This window comes from Anaerolineales bacterium (assembly GCA_015075625.1).
Lineage (GTDB): Bacteria > Chloroflexota > Anaerolineae > Aggregatilineales > UBA2796 > UBA2796.
On record JABTTZ010000003.1, the window covers coordinates 494,726 to 514,622 of the forward strand.

Consider the following 19,897-nt stretch of genomic DNA (forward strand, 5'->3'; position numbering starts at 1 on the left):
AATCGTTCTATAGTACAGCAAAATTGGGGAATGGGGGGTACGATTGAGGGAATGACCCTTGAGCGCCTTTAAACAAACCATGACAAACCTTGCTATCAGCCTCTCCAAAATGCCCGCTCGTCTTAGCCTGCGTCGCCTAACGATCCGTTTGTTCTGCGTGGGGGCGGCGGTCTTATTGGCGATCATCGCCTATCGTTCGTACACTGCGCCGCCCGATTCCCCGTTGGTGACGGATTCGACGCTTGGCGAATTGGGGGCATGGGTGGCGGGGCGGGTGGGCGATGCTGCCCCAGAGTACAGCGCTCTGATCATAAAGACGATGCTCCTGATCCAAGCCGGACTTGCAGCACTTGGGGTGGGGATGATTGGGATCGCCCTCCTCCGTTTTGAACGCGGGAATGCTGTGCGCTCGCTCCTCCTTGTGGCGTTGATTCTGGCGGATGTGCTGATCTTTCTCGTTCCCGTGTTAGAAGGGGATTCGACGGCATTCCTCGTCCAGACGGCGATCTTCTTTTTGTTGGTGGGGCTGCTCATTGCGCCGGGGAAGGCGACGAAGGTTTTGGGCTTCATCGTCGTCCTCTCGGCACTGCTCTTGGGGTGGGAGGTGTTCAAAGGCTTTGCCGCTGCGGTGGACTATAAAATCACGCTGCCCCTGCCCGCCTACAGCGTGACCACCTATCCTGACATAGACGCAGCGCTGGACACGCTCCAAAGCGGCGTGATCGATGCCGTGATTGTCGATAAAAAGGTGATCGATCCGCTCGTTCCGGCGGCGGATGCGGCGAACATGGGCGATCTTCCCCACCCAAGCTTGCGCTATCTGACGCGCTTTGAGGGTGAGCCGCGTCAGCTTACCTTGCCTCTGATTCCGCCCTTCCCGAAGCGTTCTGTGGTTATCGTGCGGGGGGACGAGGTGGGACGTTATACCTCTGTTGCCGATTTGGTTGGCTCACCGTTGGGGACGGTGGCGGGCGATTTTGCTGAGGGAAAGTTTCTCTATCTGCCCCGCCAATGGCAGCTTGTGGAGCTAAGCATCGGGAACGACCTGAAACTGCCCCATTTGCAAGTGATTGCCGAGTCGCTGCTGCAACCGGCACGGCGCAACGGACCGGATTTGCTGCTGAGCATTTTGATCGACTCGGCGCGGGTGACGTGGGGCAAGGCGATTGTCGGCTTTCTGTTAGGGGTGGCGCTGGGCTTCCTGTTGGGATCGGTCTTTGCCCATTCGCGGCTGTTGGAGCGCGGGCTGCTGCCCTATGTTGTTGCCTCGCAGACCGTCCCCATCCTCGCTATCGCGCCGATGGTTGTCATCTGGCTGAAGGATCAGTTTTGGTCGGTGGCGATCATCGCCGCTTACCTCACCTTCTTTCCGGTGACGATCAACACGCTGCGGGGGCTGCGTTCGCCCAACCCAAATTCGCTGGAATTGATGCACACTTACGCCGCCTCGCGGTGGGCGATCTTTTGGAAACTGCGTTTCCCCTCCGCGCTGCCGTACATCTTCACCGCCTTGAAGGTTTCGGCAACGGCAAGCGTCGTGGGGACGATCATTGGCGAACTGCCATCGGGCATTGGCGATGGGTTGGGGCGAGCGATCCTGAACTTTAATCAGTATTACGCGACGGGACCGGAAAAACTATGGGCGGCGATCTTCATTGCCGCCTTGTTGGGGATCACCTTTTTCCTCATTGTGGCGGCGGTGGAAGCGGTGGTACTCCCCAAGACGATGCGCGAGGGGTAAGGGAGAGCGTTTTCGGGTAGGGGCTACGCCCATGCACCCCCTCAAAACCAGAAATTCAGGATTCAGAACCAGTGGGCGAAAGAACGAGCGCAGCGAAACTCAACAAAGTCGTACTCGTTGGAAGGGCTGCCCCTGACCCGATTCGTGCTGCGAACGAAGTCATCATGGTAGCGCTACGCCACGCCACGCAGTATACGCAGCACGGAGGTGCTATCTCCGGTGTCCGCGGCGGGGGAGATCGGTATCCGCCTAATTGCTGTCGCGTCCAGCCTGTCCCCCTTTGGTCGCAAATTGCTCGTTCGTCACCTCGTATTGGTCGATCCAAAACGGTTATGTGATGCACACCTCATGGATCGGCTTTTCGTCCTCCCTAGCCTCGCTCCTCATTCTGAAACAGCCTACCGGCACCAACCCCATCGCCACATCATTGAAGTCGCGCTGGACGGGCGTCCACACTGTATTGGATGTACCTATTGGAAACAATGCCGGTAGTGGCGTTTGCGTAAAGGCAAGGGTAGGAGTTTCCGTTGGATTCACAATTACTTATCGTATTTGCCTAGGAATGCATTGACGCTTTTGTCGATGTTTCCTCCCATGCCGCCTTTGCCCAAAATTCCGATGATCTGGTAATCGCCAATGCGCTGCCCAATGAGGTCTGCCATTATGCACCACCATTGGTGAGATCGGTATGCTGAGGGGAAGTATAACCAACAGGGGATTCAGAGATCAATTCTGGTAGGCGGCGATCATCGCCTTCGCCACGACCTCCCACGTGAACGCACGCCGCACCCATGCCCGCGCCCGGTTCCCACATTCGCGCCGCTTGTTGGGGTCAGCAAGCGCCTCGCGAAGCGCCCCCGCCACGCCCTCAACGGTACGCTCTACCAGCCAGCCAGCCCCTTCGGTGGTGACCTCTGGTAGGTTACAGCCCGGTGTGAGGATCAGCGCTTGTCCTCCCGCCATCGCCTCCAACGCTGCCATACTCAGCCCTTCGCCAACGGCGGGCAAGACGAACACATCGGCTGCTTTGAGTGCCGCCAAGCGATCCGCCCCGCTGAGCATTCCGGCAAAAATCACCCGCCCCGAAACGCCTTCCGCCTCGGCAAGCTGACGGGCAGACGACTCGTAGCCAGCGTCCGGTCCGGCGATCAGTAAGCGGGCGTCAGGATCATGGGGCGCCGCCCGCGCAAAGGCGGGAATGAGGAATTGAAGCCCTTTTCGTTCGTGCAGGCGACCCAGAAAGAGGATCACCGTCCCCGCACCCAAGCCATACTGCGCCCGCAGATCAAGGGAAGAAGCATCAATCTGTTGGGGGAGATCAGCCGCCACCCCGTTGGGGACAATGGCGATCTCTGGCAGGGGAAGGCGAAAGGATGTCCACAGCGCCCGCACCTCGTCTGCCTCCGCCCCGGTGAGGGCGATCAGGCGCGTCATTTTCTGGGCAAGTCTACGCCCGAAAAGGCGATCCCATGCCCGCTTGAAGCCCGCCCGTCCCGCCCCATAACCGAGCGTCCCGTGCGGCGAACATACAATGGGCGCAAGGCGGCGATCCAGCAAGAGGTTTTCGATGGTGCGCCATTCGTGGAGGTGGATCACGTCGGGGGGTGACGCCGCCGCCACCTCATAGAGCGTTCGGCGGAAGCCAAGCGGGGTGGCAAGGTTATACCGCGCACGAAGGGCATGGCTCAGGTTGCGGCAGCGAATGACCTCTACACCGTCTATCGTTTCGCGGCGGATAGGCGTGCGGGCGTCGAAGGTGAGCGCATCCGTCGTCAGCACAGCAACCTCATGCCCCGCCTCGGCTTGCGCCCGCGCCAAGCCGTTGAGTGCGGCGACGACACCCCCAAATGCCCATGCGGGGGCGTAATAGGGGGCAATGTGCAAAAGATTCAGTTAAGGCGAACCGGGCGGCGCATCGTAGAGCCGCAGGCGCGGAATATCAAGGGTTAAGACTTCGAGGGCAAGACGAGTGTTCACATTCGCCCCCAGATAGCCCACCGTGCGGCGAACGGCACGTACCAGACGGAAGGCATCGTCTAGGCTGATTGTGCGGGCAATCTGATCAAGGGTGTGCCGCCGATCCCGATTGACGATAGGCGTTGTCGTGTTCGCCGTCAGGAGCAGGACATCCCGCCAATAACTTGTCCATAAGTCCAAAATAGCGGGGAGATCGTCTTTGTTTTTTGCCAGCGCCTCGGCAAGGGCAAAACGCCCCACGCGATCACTTTGAATCGCCTTTTCCAAATCGGCAATCCACGCGGTGCGCCGCGCTTGAAGGTCGGCATCGTCGCTGGCACGCACCGCCCATCCCAAGCGCCCGGCGGAAAGCTGCGCCAAGAGCGCCGCCTTGTCGGGGTCTACCCCCCAGTGGGTGATCAACGCCTCTCGAATGGCGGGGGGTGGTACGGGGCGAAGCACCAACGGCTGGCAGCGCGAGCGGATGGTTGGCAGCAAGCCGTCTGTCGTATCGGCGGTGATCAGGATCAAGACGTAAGGGGGTGGTTCTTCAAGGGTTTTGAGCAAGGCATCCATCGCCGCGCCGCTTGCCTCGTGAAAGCGGCGCAGGATCATCACCCGATGGCGCCCCTCCAGCGGGCGCAGGGAAAGGCTTTGCACCATCTCCCGCACTTGGTCAATCTTCAGCGTCCCTTCGTTTGCGCTGATGGTGGTAACATCACTATGGGCGTGCCGCTCAATGAGGGTGCAGGAACGACACTGTCCACAAGGGCGCCCCGCCGCCGCTGTGCAGTTGACTGCTGCCGCCAAGCGCCGCGCCAATGTTGTCTTGCCAATTTCGGCGGGTCCGGTGATCAGGTAAGCGTGGCGCAGCCGCCCCGCCTTCAGCGCTTGGGTCAGTTGGTGAACTGCCCACCCATGCCCCACCATACCCCATTCCGTATGGTACATCGCTCAGTTCCCCCATCCCAACCGTTCCAACGCATCAGGAATGACCAAATCGCGGGCGCGAAGATCAATAACGAGGACGCCCTGCCCCGCCGCGCACGCCCGTTCGTGAAAGCGCCACACGGTGGGGAGCGTCTCTCGCAGACGGCGGACTTGCTTGCGCAAAAAGGCGGCGTAGCGCGGATCACGGCTGCTGGCACGGATGTGCCGCACCGCTGCATCGGGATCATCGCCAAGCGCCGCCGCCAGAAAGGTCAGGTGCAGCCGAACGGCGGCGGGGGGGAGGCTGGTGAGGAAAAGCTGCGGCGGAAAGGGCTGATCATCGGCGGGGACGGTGATCTCTAAGAGAGAAAGGGAGTGCGCCGCCACCTCGGAGAGTTCAAGCCGATCCGTGCCATATTTCGCGCCGATCTCGGCAAGCCCCTGCGCCACCGCCTGAACCGCCTCGTAATCAAACGCTTCGGGATAGTCTGACCAGTAGCCACGTGCGCGGGGACCCACCACCTCTCCTTCGTGAGCGGTGATCAGGGTGTGGTGTTCTTGAAGAACCTCTGGCACAACGGCGTAATAGAGAATACCCATCCCTTACGATCCTCTCTTTTTCCTAAGGGGCATTTTCTTTGCATCGTTAAGGTAACGGCGTAAAGAAAATGTCGAAAATCTTACGGCGTTACGTTACCAGTGTTCCCCGAACAGAATCATCTATGACTCAATGATGAATGAGCGTGATAGGCGGCTATTGCGCCAAAATGTCCGCCAAGCGCAGCAAGTTAGGGTCAATGCCTTTCGTTTTTCCGGCAATCTCTTTTAGAGGCGTGGTGATCATTTGCCCACCCTTCGATCCGGCTAAGACGCCGTACTGACCGTTCGCCATTGCTTCCACCGCCATTGCTCCTAGACGGGCAGCCAGAGTGCGATCAAAGGCAAAGGGTGCGCCGCCGCGCTGAACATGCCCAAGGGTGAGCGCCCGCATCTCAAAACCGAGGTCATCGCCAGAGGTTTTGAAATGATCAATGAGGGCATCGGTGTTGTGCTTTGCCCCCTCTGCCACAACAACCAGCGCGTGAGATTTGCCGCGCTTGTAGGCGGCTCGAATCGTCTCGGCAATTTGTTGGGGGGTTGTTTCAATTTCGGGAATGACGATCATCTCCGCGCCGCCAGCAATGCCCGCCATAAGCGCCAAATAGCCGCAGTCACGCCCCATGACCTCCACCAGAAATGCCCGCCGATGGGACGAGGCGGTAACTTTCAAGCGGTCAATCGATTCAAGGGCAATGTTCAGGGCGGTATCCACGCCGATGGTGATGTCTGAGCCGACGAGATCGTTATCAATTGTGGAGGCGACGCCGTTGACCGGAAAGCCCATCTCATAAAGGGTATTGGCGCCTGTTTGCGAGCCGTTGCCGCCAATGACGAATAAGCCGTGAATGCCGTGCCGTTCAAGGTTTGCCAGCGCCTTTTTGCGCCCATCTTCTGTTTTGAATTCCAAACAGCGGGCGCTGCCGAGCATTGTCCCACCCAGTTGAATAATCCCGCCGACACGTCGGGCATCAAGAGGGATAAGGTTATCTTCGACCAAACCACGATAGCCTTCCTGAACGCCGAAAACCTCCCACCCTTGTGCCAGAGAGACTCGCGTTAGGGCGCGGATTGCCGCGTTCATGCCGGGGGCGTCCCCCCCACTGGTCAGGATCGCCACACGTTGTATCGTCGCCATGCGGGGTTATCTTGTGTCCTCTCGGTAAAGCTAAGCGTATAAAGAGATTGTACCAGTGGGGAGCGAGAAACACCCCCTTTCCCCTTAGACAGGGAAAGGGGATGGGGGGATTGGGGTTCTTCTAGAAGGACGACTAGGGCTACTCCATAGGGCTACCGCACGCTCATGGGCATCACCACATAGACAAAATCGGAACGTCCCTCGGGCTTGATCACGCCCGGGTTTGCTGCTGTGTTCGTCTCCAGAACAAGTTGATCGTTATCCATCACGGCGAGGACATCAATCAGATAGCGCACGTTGAAGGCGATCTCCACCCCTCCCCCACTGACCAATGCTTCAATCTGCCCTTCGCTGCTGCCTTGTTCCTGTGCCTCAGAACGCATGAACACCTGACCAGCGCCACTGCCCCCGGTTTCTACCCGCAGGCGCGAGGTATTGTTCGTCTCACGGGCGAATATCTCCGTAAAGCGGCAGATGCGCAAAAAGTCTGAGGTTTGCATGGTCGTTTTTGTCGCGCTTGATTTGGGAATCAGCGCCTCCACATCGGGGAACTTGCCATCCACCAGTTGCGAGACGACATCCGTATTATCAACATAAAACATGACCTGATTGCGCGATCCGGCGACGGAAATATACATGCTCCCCGTCGCTCCCCCAATGATGCGGCTCAGTTCAGCCAGCGTCCGCGCTGGCACGATCACTGAAATCGGGCTGCTCACGCTTTGTTCAAGCTGTGTCGTGCGCATCGCCATCCGGTAGCCATCGGCGGAGGTCATCACGCAGCGGTTGCCCTCAAAGCGCACGAGGACACCCATCAGCACCGGACGGTTATCATCCTTCGCTGCGGCAAAAACAACCTGATCGATCATTGATTGGAACAGCGGCGCGGCGATCTCGATTCCATTTTCGGTGTCGGTGGCGGGGACGGCGGGAAATTCATCGGCGCTTATCCCGTTGATCTCTGTTTTCCACGTCCCACAGATGATCTTCAACGTGTTTGTGGCGGTGTCCACCTCCATATCGACCCGTTCGGGGGGAAGCTGATTGATGAACTCACTGATCAGTTTCGAGGGGACGGTGATCGCCCCTTCTTGATCGACCTTTGCCCCCACGCGGGCAGTAATCCCTAGTTCGAGGTTGTTCCCCGATACATGGAGTCGCCCATCTTCGGCGTTCAGCAGCACATTAAGCAAAACGGGGTTTGTCGCACGGGTTGACACAGCGCGAGCGGTGATGTTCAGCCCCTTTGCCAGATTTTCTTGGAGGACGGATACTTTCATGGGATGGTTGCACCTGAATGTGAATATATGTTCGTATGGGGAATTATACAGGACTTACCAAGCGGCGCAAAAAGCCCCGCCATTGGCGTAAAACGCAGGGGAACTAGTGATTCTCACCCTCTCTAAGAATTGGAACTAGCCCGTTCTCGCAGCCGCAGAAACACCTCAATAACCCCCATCGCTAGGGCGAGGAAAAACGCAATTGGGGCGGTCAAACTGCGCGTCAGTTGCAGCCACATGGCGGTGACGGCGAACATCCCAAACCACATGCTTTGCCGCAGGAGCACGCCACTCGTCGCGGGCGTGTAGCGGCTGAGGCGCTGATTCAGATACCACACGAAGGGGATCACCGTTCCCGTCACTGCCAAAAAGAGCAAGATGAAGAACAGCCAACGGGGGAACGCCAACGGGGGGGAGGTATGTACCAGACGGACGAGCAGCACCCACCCCATCCCTGCCATAATTCCGCCAGCAATGAGCGCTCCGTTTTGGTCGGCACGAAGGCGCTTTCGGCGGAGGTGCTGCGCCAAACGTGCCGCGCTCACCTCGGCAGAGACGGATTTCTTACTTGGTGTTGCCGCGGTGGATGGCAGCCCCGTGGAAGGGATCGGCGTGCTGCTTGGGATGGAACTCGGTTGGGGTTGGGGTGTCTCGCTCATAAAATGCTATTATACCTAATCGTACCTATCGTTTCCTGAGGTGACTTCTTTTGATTATCTCTCCCCGGCGTGCCATCTGGACTGCCGCCGCGCTGCTCTTTCTTTATTGGCTGACACGCACCTATGCCCTAACCGTCTTTCCTCTCTTTCTGGATGAAGCCTCGCACCTCACCCGCGCTCAGGGGGTCTGGAGGGGCAGCCCCTTTTACCTCTTGGAGACGGGCAAGGCGCTTGCCCCTTACCTTGCCGCGCTCTTTTACCCCTTCAGCGGGGCGGTTTTTATCGGGCGCTATGCGGTGATCCTCCTCGGTGTGCTTGGCTTGGCGGCGGGTTATGGCGTTGGGCGGGCGCTCCATTCGCGGGGGGCGGGGATCCTGCTCATGGCGCTTTGGATTGGCGCACCACATCTCTTTTTCTTCGAGCGTATGACGCTTGTCGATACGACAATTGGTGCAATGGCAATGGTCGCTCTTTGGTGGGCGATTCGGGCGCTGCGTTCGGGGCGCCCCTTTGCTGCCGTCCTCTGCGGGGCTGCCCTCGCCCTGACTGTCTTTGCCAAACTGACCGGACTGGTCTTTCTGCTGCTGCCTATTCTGGCTGCCCTGTTCATCACCGAAAAACCGTTCCGTCTTCGCCTTCGCCAAGCGGGAATCGCCCTCCTCGTCGCGGGGGTGATCCTTGCTCCTGCCGCCCTGTATATTCTCTCCCAAAAGGCAGACCCCACCGGACAAAGCACCGCCCTCACCTCCCTTGATCCGGCATCTCTCCCCCAACGGGCGGGGGGCAATATCGCCGCCATCGCCAACGCCTTCCGCATCTACTATGGCGACCTCTTCCTGATCATCGCCGCCCTGACGGTGATCGGCTTTGTCCTCACCGCGCCGCGCCGCGCCCTCCTGCTGATCGGCGGGTTTCTGCTGCCCCTTGCGGCGATCTCGCTCACGGCGAATTCCCTTTGGCTGCGCTACACAACCCCCGCCGCGCCGTTTTTGCTTTTGATCGTCGTCATTGGTGCCGCCGTGCAGATCGACGCCGTAGCGCGGGCGAACAGGGCGGCGGAAAAACCCTTTGCCCTTGCCACCTTGTGGGCTGCTCCGCTCATGTGGATTGCTTTCTGGGGGCTGCCCTTCATGATAACCGCCTACGGCGACCCCGCCGCCTTACGGCTGCCCGAAGGGGATCGCGCTGAGTACATCACATGGATTCCCGGGGGGTTTGGGATTGCCGAGGCGTCGGCGTGGTTCAGCCACACACAGACGCCGATCACCGTCATTGGGACGGCGGTGAACTGCCACGCCGCACGCTTGATGACGGCTTCCACCGCCCCCGTAACCTTCTATTGCCCCCCCCTCGATTGGGGCGGGCGGGTCTATGCCCCCATCGTCGCCCTGATCAGCGAGCGGTTGGCGGCGGGTGAGGATGTTTACCTTCTGACCGAAGATAAGAAGCCCCCCACCTTGCCCAATGCGGCAATTCCCGCCGAGCGCGAGGAAATGATCACCTTCCAGCGCCCGGGCGGGCGGAACACGGTGCGCATCTATCGACTGAGAGAGCGTTAACGCCCTCTCCCTCCTCTAGATTCTGTTGACAGTGTAATTTCGGTAGGGGCGCCATGCCTTGCGCCCACCGCCGGATGTCGCCCGCCGCTAAAGAAGCGGGCTGAAGGGAACCACCCCTTCGGGGCTTGGAAGGCAAAACGCGGCACTTGTCTTTGATTCTAGCTCCAACGGGGTGATTAGTCCTCGTGTGGGTGTTTTAACCCCGCACCCGTCACCGCCCGTGAGCGCCCACCGCTAAAGCAGCGGGCTAGGAGTAACCTCCCCCTTCGGGGCTTGCCCCCACCCCCTCGCCTGGAGAATCTCTCCTCCTTTCTCCGCGTGCAGGGAAAGGGGGTGGGGGGGATTGGGGTTCTTTTAGAAATCTCTGTGGTGAGGTACTTAGCGTGGCAGCTTGAAATGCGCCATTCTGAACAACTGCCACGCAATCAAGGCGTTGGCGGCGTCCATGTTGTCACTTCGGCGTTGATCGCCATAAGATGGGGGGTAGCGCGGACGTAAGCGAGAATCTCCCTGTAGGGGGCAATGCGCTCCGCCAAGCCAAGTTCCTCATACAGCCGTTTGATCAGCGTCAAATCGGCGGGGGTGTCCACCGTCCAACGCAGGTCGCTGTTATCTTGGGCGTCCACCACATCCCGCCGCAGGAACAAATCGGGGCGTTCCGAACGCAGAAACACGGTGACATGCTCACGGGCGGCGGGGGAACGCCCCAAACGATCCATCCGAGAGAGGGTATCGTACCAGAACGCCTCTACATCCAGCCCGCGTGGGTAGCTGCGCTCAATCACATTGCTGGCGTAATCGCAACCCTCCACCGGATCGGTTAGCGCGGCAATGACGTGATCGGTCACTTCGGGGTCAATGAGCGGACAATCGGACGTCAGGCGAAGGACGACCTCGGCGTTTGCTTGGCGGGCAGCCCCAACATAACGCCCTAAAACGTCCTGCTCATCGCCGCGAAACCACCCCACCCCTTCCTGTCGGGCAAGCTCAAGGAGGGGATCATCGGTGGCGTTCGTCGTCGTAGCGATCACGATGTCGTCCACAGCGCGGCACGCCTGCAAACGCCGAATCTGATGGGCGATCAGCGGGCGTCCGGCAACCTCCGCCAGGACTTTTCCCGGCAACCGTGTAGAAGTCATTCGCGCCTGAATGATCGCAACCCGCTTCATGAGGATCGGGCTTACCCCTGTTTCTCAAAAACCCAGTACGTCACATCGTCCCAGCCCTGATCGCGCCCCAAAAAACCTTTTTCCAAGAGGCGCAGTTCGGGAAATAGTTCGGCATAGAGCCGCCCAAAATCACGCTTGATCAGCGCCCCGCTTTGCCCCCGATAGGGAACTTCTGTTGGCTGTTCGGCGTAATACTCGCCGCACACGACATAACGCCGCGAGCAGCGGACGATCTCTGCCATCACAAGGGGCAGCGTGCTATCCGGTTGGTGGATTAGAACGCCCATTGTAAAGGTCAGGTCAAACCAGCGATCCCGAAAGGGGAGTTCGCGGGCGGGGCTGTAAATCCCGTTTACTCCGGGTACGTTCTCGCGCAAGTGGGCGAGTGCCTTCAGGTTGACATCAATGCCATAGACTTCGTGGGCGGGCGTGTGCTGCGCCACCCAACGGAGGTTGCCGCCGAGGTTGCAGCCGACCTCCAGCACGCGCCTTGCCGGGTACTTTTGGGCGATCATTGCCCAGAAGGGCGCACGCGGCTCGCCCGCCGCGATGTTCCGATCTACATAAGCGTCCCCGAAATCCCCCTGCCAGAGAGCTTCTAAGCGTGTTGTTTCCGCTTGGGTGGTCGATTTCTCATTCATAGCTCATCCTTTTAGATATTACAACCGGACACGGAAACCCTGCCCGTTGAGGTAGCGTTTTGCCTCTAATGGGGTTTGTTGGGTGAAGTGAAAGATGCTTGCCGCCGCCACTGCCGACGCCCCACCCTCGCGCAAGACAGCCGCCATATGTTCATAGCTGCCCGCCCCGCCAGAGGCAATCACCGGGATGGAGACGGCATCGCTCACCGCACGGGTGAGCGCCACATCGTAACCGGTCATCGTCCCGTCGCGGTCTATTGAGGTGAGCAGAATTTCGCCCGCGCCAAGGCTCACCATCTGCTGCGCCACCGCTACCGGATCGCGTCCGGTGGGGCGCGTCCCCGAATGGGTGTAGACTTCGCAGCGCCCGTCTGGGTGGCGCTTCACATCGAGCGAGACAACGGCACACTGCGAGCCGTACCGTTCGGCAATCTCGCGGATCAGGTCCGGCGTTTCAAGGGCGGCGGTGTTCACCGCCACCTTATCCGCACCAACGTGCAGCAGCCGCCCCACTTGGTCAATCGTCCGCACCCCGCCGCCTACGGTCAGCGGCATGAAACATTCATCGGCAAGCTCATCCACCGTGCTGTAGTCTGGCGGACGCCCCTCGCGGGTGGCGGTGATGTCTACAAAGACAAGCTCATCCACCTCTCGCATATTATAAACCTTGATCGCCTGCATCGCGCTGCCCACCCGCCGCCACGAGTCAAAGCCGACGCCCTTCACCAAGCCAACATCTTTGAACAAGAGCGTGGGCATCACCCGAATTTTGAGCATGGGTTTCCTTTTTTGCGCGTTCGCCTTACACCGTTCACTAAACACTGTTAGGGTTTATCGTTTTTAACGGTGTTACGTTAACGCCGTTACGTTTACAGCGTTAAGAAATTCCGTAAGACCTGGAAGCCAACCTTCTGGCTTTTTTCAGGGTGAAATTGGACGGCGTGAATCCAATCACGCTGGATTGCCGAGACGAACTGCCCACAGTAAGGCGTGTGAGCGACGATCTCCGCCGCGTTATCGGGGCGGATGTGGTAGCTGTGGACAAAGTAAAAATCGCGCCCGGAGGCAATCCCCCGAAAAAGCGGCGTTTCGCGCTCGAAATGGACTTCATTCCAGCCGATGTGCGGGATGCGCCGCTCCGTCGGCGTTGGGGTGAAGCGCTCCACCCGTCCGGCAATCCATCCCAACCCGCTTGATTCGCCGCCCTCTGTGCCAATGGCGGCAAGAAGTTGCAAGCCGAGACAAATCCCCAAAAAAGGAATTTGCTTGCCGACGACCTGTTCGCCCAACACTTCGTCCAAGCCGCCCGCTTTCAGGTTGCGCATGGCATCCCGAAAGGCGCCAACGCCGGGCAGGATGATATGGGTCGCCCGTTCAATGTCGGCTGCCTGATCGGTGATGATCGCCTTTCCGCCGCAGTCTTCAATCGCCCGTGCCACCGAGTCAAGATTGCACAGTCCATAATCAATGATCGCCGCGGTTGCCATGCCCTAAGCCTCGTTATCGTAGATCACTTTGGTCAGGTTGCCGTCGGTATCCTTGATCAGATTCCCACGTGAATCGCACAGGAACAGCTTTTTATTCGTGAATCGATCACAGACGCGGACGAATTCATCATAGGTCATCCCAATTGCCTTGAGGACGATCTCTAGGGGATAGCCTAAATAGGTACTGGGGAATTTGCCATCGTGCATCCGCACCAAGCGGATACCATCCTCGCGGGAGAGCCGCCCGCGCCGAATGTGCAAACAGGCGAGGTCGGTTGCCCGCCCAAAGCCATATTTGAGGAATTTGAAGTAGTCGTGAATGCCCGTTTGGATGTTATCGAGATTCTCGTAATTGACGAGCGACCCCTCAACGGGACGATCCAGCGTGCGGAAGCCGTGCGCTTGGGCGATGAGGGCGTTCCCGTAGCCATCCCAGGGGAGGTAGTAACCGAGGAACAAGCCGGTGACGCCGGTGCGCTGAAGCGCCTCGTCCGAGGGGTAGGTGTATTGGATCAGATCGCGTTCGGTAATGCCCTCTTGCCCGATCAGGTCGGAGACACGCAAGCCAAGCAAACCGCCAAATTCCTCTAGCCAGCGGCGGGTGAGGACGCTATCTTCAGCGGCGGCAGCGGGTCCGCCATACTCGTTCTGGGAGTTCTCGCCCCAGACGAGCAAGGGGACATTCACCTGAGTGGCAACCCGCACCGGAACGGTGAAGATGGAGACGTGTTCCGTCCACGAAATATCGCCCACTTGGGTGAGCGCCAAGCGGTTGATTTTGCGCCGGACGACGGGGTTCAGCGAAACCTCGATATAATCGACGCCGAGGCGTTTGATATTTTCGATGTTGTGCCGCCCAATCTCCGAAAGCTGATCGGTGGTGGCAGTGACACAGAGGGGGTTCATCCCCAATTCCAACATACGGATGGTCTGAAAATGGCTATCTTTGCCGCCGCTGACGGGGATGATGCAGTCGTAATTCGAGCCATCCTTCGAGCGGTAGCGATCCAGCACGGTGAGCAATTCGTGTTTGCGTTGATTCCAATCCACGACCTTGCGGCGTTCGTAGCTTCGGCAGGCATTACAAATCCCATCCTCATCAAGGTGCAGGTCGGGCTTTGTATCGGGCATGACACAGCGTTTGCAGTAACGAAGGGCTGCCATTGGTGGGTGTGACTCCTAAGCATCCATGAGAGCGGGCAATTTGGCGAAGGCAGCGACGACATCCGCCGTGTCATCCGCCGTCATTTGGGGGAACATCGGCAGCGAGAGAATCTGCTCATAGGCGGCTTCGGCAACCGGACAAAGCCCCACCCCTGTGCCGAGATGATTCTGGTAGTAGGGATGCAAATGGACGGGAACATAATGGACATTCACCCCGATGTTTTCGGCACGCAGCGCGGCGAATACATCGGCACGGCTGACGCCAAGCTGGGCGGTATCGACGCGCACAACGTAAAGGTGATAACCATGCGTTCGATCTGAATAGGTGTGAAGGGGTTGGATATAGGGCAGTTCGCTGAACGCCTCATCATATAGGGCGGCAAGTTCCTGACGGCGGGCGACGGATGCCGCCAACTTGCGCAGTTGGCTGATCCCTAAGGCACACTGAAAATCGGTGATGCGGTAGTTGTAGCCGAGTTCAACCATCTCGTAGAAAAAGCCGCCAGTGAGGGCGCGTTGACGATGGTCGGTGGTGATGCCGTGATTGCGGAAGATGCGCATTTGGCGGGCGAATTCGGGATCATCGGTGGTGATCACCCCACCCTCGCCCGTCGTGATGTGCTTCACGGGGTGCAGGCTGAAGGTGCTGAGATCAGCCAGTGTCCCAACGGGTTTTTTATGATAGCTGCCGCCAATAGCATGGCAGGCATCCGCCACCAGAGGCAGCCGGTGTTGGTTGGCAAGGGCGCGTAACTCGGCGTAATGGCAGGGCTGTCCGGCATAATCAACGGCGATGATCGCCTTTGTGCGGGGGGTGATCTTGGCGGCAACCTGATCGGGGTCGATCAGAAGGCTGTCGGGGAGGACATCGGCAAAGACGGGCGTCCCCCCTTGATAGAGGACGCAATTGGCGCTGGCGGCAAAGGTCATGGGGGGGACAATTACCTCATCGCCCGCGCCAATGCCGAGGGCGAACATGGCGGCATGGAGCGCCGCCGTCCCATTGCTGACCGCGACGGCTTCCTTTGCCCCCACAGCGGCGGCAAAAGCGACTTCAAATTCGCCCACTTTCGGTCCCGTCGTCAGCCAATCGGAGCGCAAGACCTCGACAACGGCGGCAATATCGGCATCATCTATATCTTGGCGTCCATAGGGCAAAACGGACTGGCGGACGGGTGTGCCGCCGCGAAGGGCGAGGGGGTTAGGCATGATCGTCCATTCCTCCGGCAATCATCGCGTGCAAATCGGCGACACTTAACCATTGCGTGTTTGTGTGGCTGCTGTAAGAGAACCCTTCAGGGCAAGGCGTCCCGCCCGCCCGCTGGCGATAGCGTGCCGGGTCTGTCCATTCCTGATGCGGGGGGAGAATGGCGAAATGGTCATCGAATTCTAGCGTGTCGCGGGCGTCGTCCTCTGGGATCATTACCTCGTGGAGTTTTTCGCCTGGGCGAATGCCGGTGATTGTCGTCTGGCATTCGGGGGCGATTGCCTTTGCCAAATCCATGATGTTCATGCTCGGCAGTTTGGGGACGTAAATTTCGCCGCCTTGCATCCATATGAGGACATTCAAGACGAGTTCGACGCCCTGCTGAAGGGTGATCCAAAAGCGTGTCATGCGCGGATCGGTGATGGGGAGTATTCCGCTTTGGCGCATTTTCTCGAAAAAGGGGATGACACTCCCCCGACTGCCGACGACATTGCCATAGCGAACGACGCTAAAGCGTGTGCCGCCGCCGCCTGCATAGTTGTTAGCGGCAATAAAGAGTTTATCTGAACAGAGTTTTGTTGCCCCATAGAGATTGATGGGGTTGGCGGCTTTGTCCGTGCTGAGGGCGACCACTTGGCTGACGCCGCAATCAATGGCGGCATCAATGACGTTCGCCGCGCCGATGATGTTCGTCTTGATCGCCTCGAAGGGGTTGTATTCGGCAGCAGGAACTTGCTTGAGAGCGGCAGCATGAATGACTAGATCAACGCCCCGGAAGGCGCGGATAAGGCGATCCCGATCCCGCACATCGCCAATGAAGTAACGGACGTTTTCACCGCGAATCGTCTGCTGCATCTCGAACTGTTTCAGTTCATCGCGACTGAAGATGATCAAGCGTTTGGGCGTGAAATGACGGAGGATTGTTTCGGTGAACTTTTTTCCAAATGATCCCGTCCCGCCGGTGATTAGCACGCTCTTGTTGTGAAAGAGGTCGATCAGTTGAGGAAAGTGTTTTGTTTCAAGCCGTGGTGTGTGATTCATCCAGTAACCTTGCACTGTGAGAGGGTGCGCATCATGAAGCCATTGTGATCGACGTTGAAAGGTAATAAGTTTACCCTGAAATTGGGTATTGAGTAAGGGGCGAATGACGATCTAGAACGATGTGACCTCGGCGCGGAAAGATTTGTGTGCAGCAAGGGTAGGATAGATTGGGAAACGTACCCCACCCGCCTACGAAACGTGGGGTAGGCTCATGCTACAATGGGGGGAGAGGATTCAACACCCGGAAAACGCCATGAACCAGCCCAACACGCCCTCCCGTTTTGATGACCGCGAACATCAGGTTGTGCCCGGGAGGACGCTTTCTTCTCCACCGCCGGGCAGCACCCCCCACCCATTAGGGATGCCACCACCCAATGTTGACCCATTACTGGTTGTTTATGGGCGAACGCCCGGCACACCGCCGCCGCCGCCGCCCCGCCGCCGCCGTCGGAATATTGCCTGTTTGGGGTGTGCGTCCGTCTTTCTGTTAAGCGTCGTCACGATGCTTTGCGGCGGGTTGATCATCATCAATACGGTGTGGAACAGCTTTAACGAACTGCTCACCGAACGAATCGCCACAATTTTGCCGGAGACGAACAACACCTTTCAAACCACCCGCATCTATGATCGCTATGGCAACGAACTGTATCAATTGATCGATGAGGGGCGGCGGACGAAAGTGACCCTCGCTGAGATAGCGAAAGTCATGATTGATGCGACCATCGCCGTTGAGGATGCTAGTTTTTACGAGAATCCGGGTGTTGATGTGCAAGGGATTTTTCGGGCGGGGTTGGGCTATTTCACGGGGAGCGAGGCGGGCGGGGGCAGCACGATCACACAGCAGTTGATTCGCAACATCGCCTTTGAGTACGAATATCGCACCGAACGCTCTGCCCGCCGCAAAGTGGAAGAAATTCTCTTGGCGCTGGTGCTGACGCAGCAGAAATCGAAAGATGAGATTCTGGAGATGTACCTGAATATCATCTATTATGGCAATCTGGCATATGGGGCGGAGGCGGCGGCGCAAACGTATTTTGGCAAATCGGCAAAGGCGCTGACGCTTGGCGAGGCGGCACTCATTGCCGGACTGCCGCAAAGCCCCGCCACACTAGACCCCTTCAGCCCCGATCCAGCGGTGCAGCGGGCTGTGTTAAACCGCCGCCGGATTGTCCTTGACCTGATGCTGAGCCGCAAGAAGATTGATCAGGCACAATATACACAGGCGCTTGGCGAACCGCTGATCCTTGCCGACCCGAATATCAGTTTGAAATCACCCCATTTCACACTTTACGCACAGCAAGAATTGAAAGACCTCTTGCCCGCGATCAACATCCCCGCCGCCTATCTGACAACGGGGGGACTCTCTGTTTACACAACGCTTGACCCCAACGCGCAAGAGCTTGCCGAACGGGTGGCGCGGGCGCAGGTGGCGGGGATCAAAGTTCCTAACAATGCGAACAATGCCGCTGTCGTCATTCTGAAAGCAGGGACGGGTGAGGTCTTGGCAATGTTGGGGAGCGTCGATTACAAGGATGATACGATTGACGGGCGGGTGAACATGGCAACCGCCCCCCGCCAGCCGGGAAGTTCGATCAAACCGCTGACCTATGCCGCTGCTATGGAACGAGGCTTGAGCGCCGCCAGCGTTCTTTGGGATGTGGAAACCCGTCTGAGCAGCCCGGGTGCGCCCGTCTATGCGCCCGTGAATTATGATCGCGCCTTCCATGGACCAGTGCGCATCCGCGAAGCGCTGGCGCGTTCGTACAACGTCCCGGCTGTACTGACACTGCGCCAGATTGGAGTCGAATCGCTCTTAGCCTATGCTGTGCGGGTGGGAATTAAGAGTTTGGGGATAGATTCCTCGAAATACGGTCTGGCGCTCACCTTAGGCGGTGGGGAAGTGACACCTCTGGAATTGGCGAGCGCCTACGCTGTTTTTGCCAATGAGGGGAATTATATCGCCCCAACGAGCATCCTGTGCGTTGTGAACAACGAGAAGATCATCATCTATCAACTGAACAATGGCTGTGCCGGAAGGGGGACGCTGGCGGAGCGGAGTATCAGCGCGGGGACAGCGCCGCGCCTTGTCCTTGACCCGCGCATTGCCTTTGTGATCAGCGATATTCTTGCTGATAACCGCGCACGGACGGCGGCAATGGGGGCGAACTCCCCCTTACGGACGGATGGCATCATCACCTCGGTGAAAACCGGCACAACGGACGACTTCCGCGATAACTGGACGATGGGCTACACGAAAAACGTCGTCGTGGGGGTGTGGGTGGGCAATGCCGATAACGCGAAGATGCGCGGCACAACGGGCTTGACCGGCGCAGCGCCAATCTGGAATGAGGTTATGCGCGGCGTTTATGCTGATGGACGCATCCTTGATGCACTCAAGATCAACGGTGGGCTGCGCCCCGATGATCTTGTCCCGCCCATTGGCGTTTCGCAGCGGCAGTTGTGCGATTTGGGGAGCATCGTTGAGCCAACGCTGGACTGCCCCCCCGGACGGCGGGAGTGGATTTTGGACACGCCGCCTTTGATCCCCGACGAAAACGGCAATCTCGGCGCGTATGGCGTTCCGCAGTTTGCCCCAACGGGCGTTCCGGGGAACGGTCCGTATCTTGAGGATATCGATCCCGGTGTGGTGAAGGCGCTCGTCCGTCCGATTGATCCAAATCTGGCGGCGTTGATCGCGTCGGGGGGAGGGGGCGTCTCGCCCTACTGCCTCGTCCCACGAGAAGTACAAGGGCAAGTCCCCGATGCGAAGCTGCAAGTGTTTATCAAACCGCCAAAGTTTGAAGATGAAGACCCCGCTGCCCGCCAATATGCGGCGGGGCGGGGGCTGGCGATGCTGCCGCGCCTACCTTGCACAGCGGATATGCTGCTTGCCGCGCCGGTCTATGCCGGCGCGGGCATCACGGCGATGATCACCTCGCCCGGAGCGGGGGAAACCGTCAGCGGGACGGTGTATGTGGGTGGGACGGCGGCTTGGAATCCCGGAGGTGCGGCATTTTACAAGTTAGAGATTCAGGGTCCGCAGTTCCCAAATTGGACAACCTTTGCCGGACCGGTGAGCAGTCCGGTGATCAACGGCGGGTTGGGCAATTTTGGTTCGGCGGGGCTGATGCCCGGATTGTATATGATTCGGATCGTCGTCGTGGGGAACGATTACAACCACGCCGCAGAGAGTATGCCCATCCCGATCAATGTGACGGGGGGATAGGGAACGGGCAAATCAGGTTAGGGTGTGTTGACAGTGTAACCCCAGTGATTCCGCCGCTGAAAAACAGCGGGATCATGCGTTATCCCGCCTTTTCATTGTGTT

At 58.7% G+C, this 19,897-nt stretch carries 16 protein-coding genes; 3 read left to right on the forward strand and 13 right to left on the reverse strand.

Going from position 1 to position 19,897, the window contains the following annotated elements; genetic code table 11:
* Window positions 1-58: 58 nt before the first annotated feature.
* Window positions 59-1,741, forward strand: a complete 1,683-nt coding sequence (locus HS103_16385; GenBank protein MBE7514379.1) for an ABC transporter permease — start codon at window positions 59-61, stop codon at window positions 1,739-1,741.
* A gap of 726 nt (window positions 1,742-2,467) precedes the next feature.
* Here HS103_16385 and HS103_16390 read toward each other — a convergent pair.
* The 6 genes from HS103_16390 to HS103_16415 all read right to left on the reverse strand — a co-directional run bounded on the left by HS103_16390 (window position 2,468) and on the right by HS103_16415 (window position 8,301).
* On the reverse strand, window positions 2,468-3,625 hold the full coding sequence (locus tag HS103_16390; protein MBE7514380.1) for a glycosyltransferase: 1,158 nt from the start codon (window positions 3,623-3,625) through the stop codon (window positions 2,468-2,470).
* 9 nt (window positions 3,626-3,634) lie between these two features.
* Entirely contained in the window at window positions 3,635-4,648 is a 1,014-nt protein-coding gene (locus HS103_16395) for an AAA family ATPase (protein MBE7514381.1), read from the reverse strand.
* Between the two features lie 3 nt (window positions 4,649-4,651).
* Complete coding sequence (locus HS103_16400; protein ID MBE7514382.1) at window positions 4,652-5,227, reverse strand: hypothetical protein; 576 nt, start codon at window positions 5,225-5,227, stop codon at window positions 4,652-4,654.
* 154 nt (window positions 5,228-5,381) lie between these two features.
* Window positions 5,382-6,353: a 6-phosphofructokinase gene (pfkA, locus tag HS103_16405; GenBank protein MBE7514383.1), complete on the reverse strand. Its 972-nt coding sequence runs from the start codon at window positions 6,351-6,353 to the stop codon at window positions 5,382-5,384.
* A 161-nt stretch (window positions 6,354-6,514) separates the two neighbouring features.
* Window positions 6,515-7,642 carry a DNA polymerase III subunit beta gene (dnaN, locus tag HS103_16410; protein ID MBE7514384.1) on the reverse strand — a complete coding sequence of 376 codons (1,128 nt, stop codon included), beginning with the start codon at window positions 7,640-7,642 and terminating at the stop codon, window positions 6,515-6,517.
* Between the two features lie 122 nt (window positions 7,643-7,764).
* Window positions 7,765-8,301, reverse strand: coding sequence for a hypothetical protein (locus HS103_16415; GenBank protein ID MBE7514385.1), 537 nt, complete (start codon window positions 8,299-8,301; stop codon window positions 7,765-7,767).
* 50 nt (window positions 8,302-8,351) lie between these two features.
* Here HS103_16415 and HS103_16420 point away from each other — a divergent pair, with 50 nt between their 5' ends.
* Window positions 8,352-9,860: a glycosyltransferase family 39 protein gene (locus HS103_16420; GenBank protein MBE7514386.1), complete on the forward strand. Its 1,509-nt coding sequence runs from the start codon at window positions 8,352-8,354 to the stop codon at window positions 9,858-9,860.
* Between the two features lie 425 nt (window positions 9,861-10,285).
* Here the strand turns inward: HS103_16420 and HS103_16425 are convergent, their stop codons facing one another.
* The 7 genes from HS103_16425 to pseB all read right to left on the reverse strand — a co-directional run bounded on the left by HS103_16425 (window position 10,286) and on the right by pseB (window position 16,569).
* A complete protein-coding gene (locus HS103_16425) occupies window positions 10,286-10,999 on the reverse strand; it encodes a glycosyltransferase family protein (GenBank protein ID MBE7514387.1) in 714 nt (237 codons plus the stop codon).
* Between the two features lie 41 nt (window positions 11,000-11,040).
* A complete protein-coding gene (locus tag HS103_16430) occupies window positions 11,041-11,670 on the reverse strand; it encodes a methyltransferase domain-containing protein (protein ID MBE7514388.1) in 630 nt (209 codons plus the stop codon).
* Window positions 11,671-11,688: 18 nt separating this feature from the next.
* Window positions 11,689-12,447 (reverse strand): imidazole glycerol phosphate synthase subunit HisF, encoded by a 759-nt coding sequence (hisF, locus tag HS103_16435; protein MBE7514389.1) that lies wholly within the window; start codon window positions 12,445-12,447, stop codon window positions 11,689-11,691.
* Window positions 12,448-12,539: 92 nt separating this feature from the next.
* Complete coding sequence (gene hisH / locus HS103_16440) at window positions 12,540-13,157, reverse strand: imidazole glycerol phosphate synthase subunit HisH (protein MBE7514390.1); 618 nt, start codon at window positions 13,155-13,157, stop codon at window positions 12,540-12,542.
* 3 nt (window positions 13,158-13,160) lie between these two features.
* Complete coding sequence (locus tag HS103_16445; GenBank protein MBE7514391.1) at window positions 13,161-14,321, reverse strand: N-acetyl sugar amidotransferase; 1,161 nt, start codon at window positions 14,319-14,321, stop codon at window positions 13,161-13,163.
* A gap of 15 nt (window positions 14,322-14,336) precedes the next feature.
* Window positions 14,337-15,530, reverse strand: coding sequence for a UDP-4-amino-4,6-dideoxy-N-acetyl-beta-L-altrosamine transaminase (gene pseC, locus HS103_16450; GenBank protein ID MBE7514392.1), 1,194 nt, complete (start codon window positions 15,528-15,530; stop codon window positions 14,337-14,339).
* Window positions 15,523-16,569 (reverse strand): UDP-N-acetylglucosamine 4,6-dehydratase (inverting), encoded by a 1,047-nt coding sequence (gene pseB, locus HS103_16455; protein MBE7514393.1) that lies wholly within the window; start codon window positions 16,567-16,569, stop codon window positions 15,523-15,525. The genes pseC and pseB overlap by 8 nt, the downstream gene beginning before the upstream one ends.
* A 253-nt stretch (window positions 16,570-16,822) precedes the next feature.
* Here pseB and HS103_16460 point away from each other — a divergent pair, with 253 nt between their 5' ends.
* A complete protein-coding gene (locus tag HS103_16460) occupies window positions 16,823-19,795 on the forward strand; it encodes a transglycosylase domain-containing protein (protein ID MBE7514394.1) in 2,973 nt (990 codons plus the stop codon).
* The last annotated feature ends 102 nt before the right edge of the window (window positions 19,796-19,897 follow it).